The sequence below is a fragment of the Enterobacter vonholyi genome (genome assembly GCF_040834095.1).
GTDB classification, from domain to species: Bacteria; Pseudomonadota; Gammaproteobacteria; order Enterobacterales; family Enterobacteriaceae; genus Enterobacter; species Enterobacter vonholyi.
This window is the reverse complement of sequence record NZ_CP162153.1, coordinates 1-4183: the sequence shown is the minus strand read 5'-3', so window position 1 is coordinate 4183 and position 4183 is coordinate 1. Positions and strand designations below refer to the sequence as shown.

Below are 4183 nucleotides of genomic sequence, written 5' to 3'. Positions count from 1 at the left end.
CTGCATTTATTCTTCTTTCATCTTAACAAGACAATGGAGTGTTTCATGACTAGTGGTATTTTCTTATCCCGTGAAGATTTGATGTTGTTATCAGACCAAGCAAAAGAAGAAGTGCTGGCATTGGCTACTGGGGATTCGGTTTCTGGTGTTTATGAGGAGTCGGAAGATGGGCCTACTGATCTTTCCTCTCTTCAGGCCGAAAGGCTTGTTCGTGGTTTAAGTGATAAGTCGCGAGCGGTGCTGAAAGCCATTCTTGAAAGCGAGGATGGTGAGCGAGGGTTCTGGTGCAAGAGCCTCGCAAAGGAGCTTGGTTTTGATGTCTCTGAACTTTCAGGTGTTTGGTCAGGGCTTACACGCAGAACTCGCACGGTAAGTGATGATTCTGAGGCTTATTTGATTAGCTGGGCTTGGGATGATGACCGGGATGATTACTACGGAACGCTACATCCAACAACCTACCGCAACTGCAAAAAAGCTATGAACTTTTGATTGTTATCGCTGTGATGTTTTCCCTGTGAGCCCGCCATGTGCGGGCTTTTTTCATTGGTTTATGTAGTGGGGCGTTATGTTAAATGAGCCTGAGATTTGGCTGATTGTCTCATCCCGTTACAACTAGTGTTGTATTTTTGACCGGCATCGGTCTATACTCGTTTTATGCTCCTGTTACACTCGACAAAGGAGATGTTTAGGTGTAATATACAATCTGGAGCCCATTACGGTGTGTGGTGGGTAAACTGGAGATTTTACCTGTGAGCGAGTTAACTCAAACCTGCTCATCGACCTCCGGGAAAAGTGAGGACTGCACCGACTTTGAAGAACTGCCTCCTAAGGAGCTTTCTTTGAAGGATTGGTTCTCAGTCTTTACTGAGGTCGATGAGTAATAACCACCATGGAGGAGTTTTCACAACCTCCTCCATGGTGGGGATAACCTGCTTGCGGAAAAGAGATAAGGTTAAGTCTTATCTAAATTAGGAGCATCTAAAAATATGAAACTTAACTTATTTATAAGTAGATATATATAAATAATACAGGTCCTAATAGTGAAGAACGTGCAGCATAGTGTGTAAGGATGACATGCTGGCCCCTCGGAGATTAGTTATGAAAAATGTACGTATGCAATTCGATCTACCTGAAGATAGGTTGGACGAACTCGATTCTTTAATGAAGAAGTGCGGCATAAGTACTAAAAAAGAGTTGTTCAACTACGCGTTAACAATGCTTGAGTGGGCTGTGGACGAGTCCGAAAGTGGTCACGAAATCGCAGCTATCGATAGAGACAGTAAGCAATTTTATGCTCTACGAATGCCTATTCTTAAGCGAGTGAACCGTACATCTACTGCAAATTAACTTATCACTTGATGTGTTAAGGAGAAGGCCAGCTTAAACTGGCCTTCTTTTTTTTATTCAAGAGGATTTTATTGTGTCAGACAGCCTAGATGGGTTTACTGAGGGCGATACCCCAAAAGAAAAGCAAAGGGTAAAGCAGCCCAAGTCATTCTTTAATGACGTCGAGGAATCTGCTGATAGAAGACATCTTAGATGGACAAAAAGTGGTGTTACTTTAGCTATGACTATTTTGGTCGCTGTAATGAACTGGATGGTCATAAGTATGTTATATCACGTTGTTGATGAAGAGCTTTCGCTCATAAGAAGTGGCTTTATGCAGGCAGATGCAAGGACTGTAACTACTAGTGTTTACTTGGCTTTGATTGCAGGAACAGTCGCAGAGGTGTCAGCTTTATTTTTGATTATTGTAAAGTCAGTTTTTAAGAATAATAACAATGAGATATAGATTTAACTCCGGCCGCTTCTGGTGGAGTTACGCATGGATTTGGTCTGTCTGCCTTGAGATCACTCTAATCAAAATGTAATCTCTTGAGATTGAAACGAAAAAACCACCCGGCAAGGTGGTTTTTTCGAAGGTTCATTAACCGGCAAGTTTCTGAACCGTGGTAACTGGCTTTCGCAGAGCACAGAAACCGAATTCGTTTTAACAGTGTAGCTGTAGTTTGCCTTACACTTCAACACTTCTTTGTTCTGCGAATCTGTTACCAGTGGCTGCTGCCAGTGGCGATAAGTCGTGCCTTTTCCGGATTGGACTCAAGTTGATAGTTACTGGAATAGGCGCAGCAGTCGGACTGAACGGGGGGTTCGTGCATACAGTCCAGCTTGGAGCGAACTGCCTTCCCGGAACTGAGTGTCAGGCGTGGAATGAGAAACCGCGGCCATAACAGCGGAATGACACCGGCAATCCGAAAGGCAGGAACAGGAGAGCGCACGAGGGAGCCACTAGGGGGAAACTCCTAGTATCTTTATAGTCCTGTCGGGTTTCGCCACCACTGATTTGAGTGTCAGATTTCGTGATACTTGTCAGGGGGGCGGAGCCTATGGAAAAACGGCCACTCGTGGGCATTGCCTTCTTCTTCTGTCCTTGCTCTCTGATTACGCTCCGGCCGCTCGCCGGAGATCCGTGACCGAGCATTGCGAGCGAACGGTCGAGGAAGCGGAATGTAATCTGACCTTGTATTGAGCACTGACGCACTGAGGCTGATATGACGAAACAACAGAAAACGGTACTGAATATGGCTAAATTCATTCAGGCGCAATCTCTGCTTTTGCTGGAAAAGCTCAATGAACTGGATTTCGATGCTGAGGCTGATCTGTGCGAAAAACTGCATGAGGATACGGAACAGCTATTTTGCACTCTGGCTATTCGTCTGGATGCTCTGCAAGGGGATTTATAATGGCCCGCGTATCCATTAGCGAAGCGGCACGTCTTGTCAGTGTCAGTCGCCCAACTATTTACAAGTTACTTAAATCTGGTGAGCTGAGTTACACCTCAGTTGTAAAGTATGGAAAGACCGTGAAAACCATTGATACTGCTGAGCTTATTCGTGTTTTTGGTACTCTGGGAGCTGGAGGTGAGCGTAAAAGTGATACTGTAAAATTTGACGATGATTCTACAGAAGTTAACAGTGATTTTTTACTGTCTTTACAGCACCAAGTAGCACTTTTGCAGGCGGAAAATGCTGGGCTTAAAGATGCGGTGAATGCGCGGGACGAGCATATCAGTTCACTTCGTCAGGCAATGCAGCTTCTGGAGCATAAACAGCCCCCATCTGAAATGTCGACTCCTACAACATCGTCCTGGTGGAGGTTCTGGAAAAAATGAGATCTGTTAATGCAACTCAGTGCAACTTAATGCAATCCATCGGGGTATCGACGATATTTAATGCAATTTAGTGAACATTAACGAAATTTAGTGCAATTCAGAGCAATTCCGCCATTCTCCACGAGGCACGTTACCGACTGTATACAGTCGCGTGCCAAAGGGTTCCCCTTTGAAACCTAGCCCGGAAAGGATGTGTTTTTGTAATACTGCGCACGCATGTTATTACAAGCTCCTTCGGTCAGGGCTAGCCGCCCCGACACCCGGCCAGCGCCTCACGAACCCGCAATAAATTGCGTGCCCGTTCACCGCTTCACTCCGGTAATTCAGCGTCGATCATCAGCCACTGGTCACAGTGCCGGTAATCTGGGTTAGCCTGGTATGTTGCTGTGCCGGCATCCCGTAGTGCCTGCAGATCTTCCCCGGCAGCCTGCATATACGTGGTCATGGCAAGGATAGCCTCGCGTGCCGCAGCTTCTGCGCCTTCCTGTGTGTCGGCAGCCGACACACAGGCATACCTTGTGCCGTCGAATGCCGGGACGTAAATCCCCCAGGCGGTGTCTGTATCTGCGGGGGATTCGATCCCGACCGAGAAGCGGCGCGTGATGGTCATGTTTTATCTCCGGTTTACGTCTGACGTCTTTATACGAAAAGACAGGCTGTGCCAGTGCATTATCCGGCAGTTTACTGCATGAAATACCGGGAATACGGCATTTTTCGTCCGTAACGAGGTGCTAGTCAGTGGCATGCATAACGATTCACCCTTTCAGGATTCATCTGCGCCGTTTTGCGGGCTTTTCGCCGCGTAAGCTGTGGTTTTCATCGCCTTCACCCTCAAAACACGCTGAGGCCGTCTGAGCGGTACGCGTAATGCGACGTTATGGTAAATCCGGGCTGTTGAGTGTTGACCTCTCACTATCGCAACCCAGTTAATGCAGTAAATTAAATACAACTAGTTGTTAGTTGATGTTAGTTTGGCTGTGTAGGTACTAGTCTTGTTGACAAAGGTCTTGT

Annotated in this window: 6 protein-coding genes and 1 pseudogene; 5 read left to right on the top strand and 2 right to left on the bottom strand. The window is 46.5% G+C overall.

Translation table 11 applies throughout. The annotated features are described in order from the left end of the window. The first annotated feature begins 45 nt into the window (after positions 1-45). From AB3N39_RS21010 to AB3N39_RS21000, 3 genes are all read left to right on the top strand, one after another. A complete protein-coding gene (locus AB3N39_RS21010) occupies positions 46-489 on the top strand; it encodes a hypothetical protein (RefSeq protein ID WP_252071419.1) in 444 nt (147 codons plus the stop codon). A gap of 609 nt (positions 490-1098) precedes the next feature. Beyond that, a complete protein-coding gene (locus AB3N39_RS21005) occupies positions 1099-1347 on the top strand; it encodes a hypothetical protein (RefSeq protein WP_029793011.1) in 249 nt (82 codons plus the stop codon). Between the two features lie 73 nt (positions 1348-1420). Then, positions 1421-1792 carry a hypothetical protein gene (locus AB3N39_RS21000; protein WP_252071418.1) on the top strand — a complete coding sequence of 124 codons (372 nt, stop codon included), beginning with the start codon at positions 1421-1423 and terminating at the stop codon, positions 1790-1792. Positions 1793-2014: 222 nt separating this feature from the next. Here the strand turns inward: AB3N39_RS21000 and AB3N39_RS20995 are convergent. After that, positions 2015-2159, bottom strand: a pseudogene (locus tag AB3N39_RS20995) (replication initiation protein). A gap of 393 nt (positions 2160-2552) precedes the next feature. On the opposite strand from AB3N39_RS20995, the gene AB3N39_RS20990 reads away from it, so the two are divergent. Next, positions 2553-2744, top strand: a complete 192-nt coding sequence (locus tag AB3N39_RS20990) for a Rop family plasmid primer RNA-binding protein (protein ID WP_045898440.1) — start codon at positions 2553-2555, stop codon at positions 2742-2744. Continuing rightward, positions 2744-3172, top strand: a complete 429-nt coding sequence (locus tag AB3N39_RS20985; protein ID WP_252071423.1) for an excisionase family DNA-binding protein — start codon at positions 2744-2746, stop codon at positions 3170-3172. Before AB3N39_RS20990 ends, AB3N39_RS20985 begins: the two co-directional genes overlap by 1 nt. A gap of 310 nt (positions 3173-3482) precedes the next feature. Here AB3N39_RS20985 and AB3N39_RS20980 read toward each other — a convergent pair whose 3' ends face one another. Further along, complete coding sequence (locus tag AB3N39_RS20980) at positions 3483-3782, bottom strand: type II toxin-antitoxin system HicB family antitoxin (RefSeq protein WP_252071422.1); 300 nt, start codon at positions 3780-3782, stop codon at positions 3483-3485. Positions 3783-4183: the final 401 nt, after the last annotated feature.

Coding starts and splice junctions, on each gene's coding strand:
- AB3N39_RS20980 (WP_252071422.1), bottom strand. CDS start 3,782: ATGACCATCACGCGCCGCTTCTCGGTCGGGATCGAATCCCCCGCAGAT.
- AB3N39_RS21005 (WP_029793011.1), top strand. CDS start 1,099: ATGAAAAATGTACGTATGCAATTCGATCTACCTGAAGATAGGTTGGAC.
- AB3N39_RS20990 (WP_045898440.1), top strand. CDS start 2,553: ATGACGAAACAACAGAAAACGGTACTGAATATGGCTAAATTCATTCAG.
- AB3N39_RS20985 (WP_252071423.1), top strand. CDS start 2,744: ATGGCCCGCGTATCCATTAGCGAAGCGGCACGTCTTGTCAGTGTCAGT.
- AB3N39_RS21010 (WP_252071419.1), top strand. CDS start 46: ATGACTAGTGGTATTTTCTTATCCCGTGAAGATTTGATGTTGTTATCA.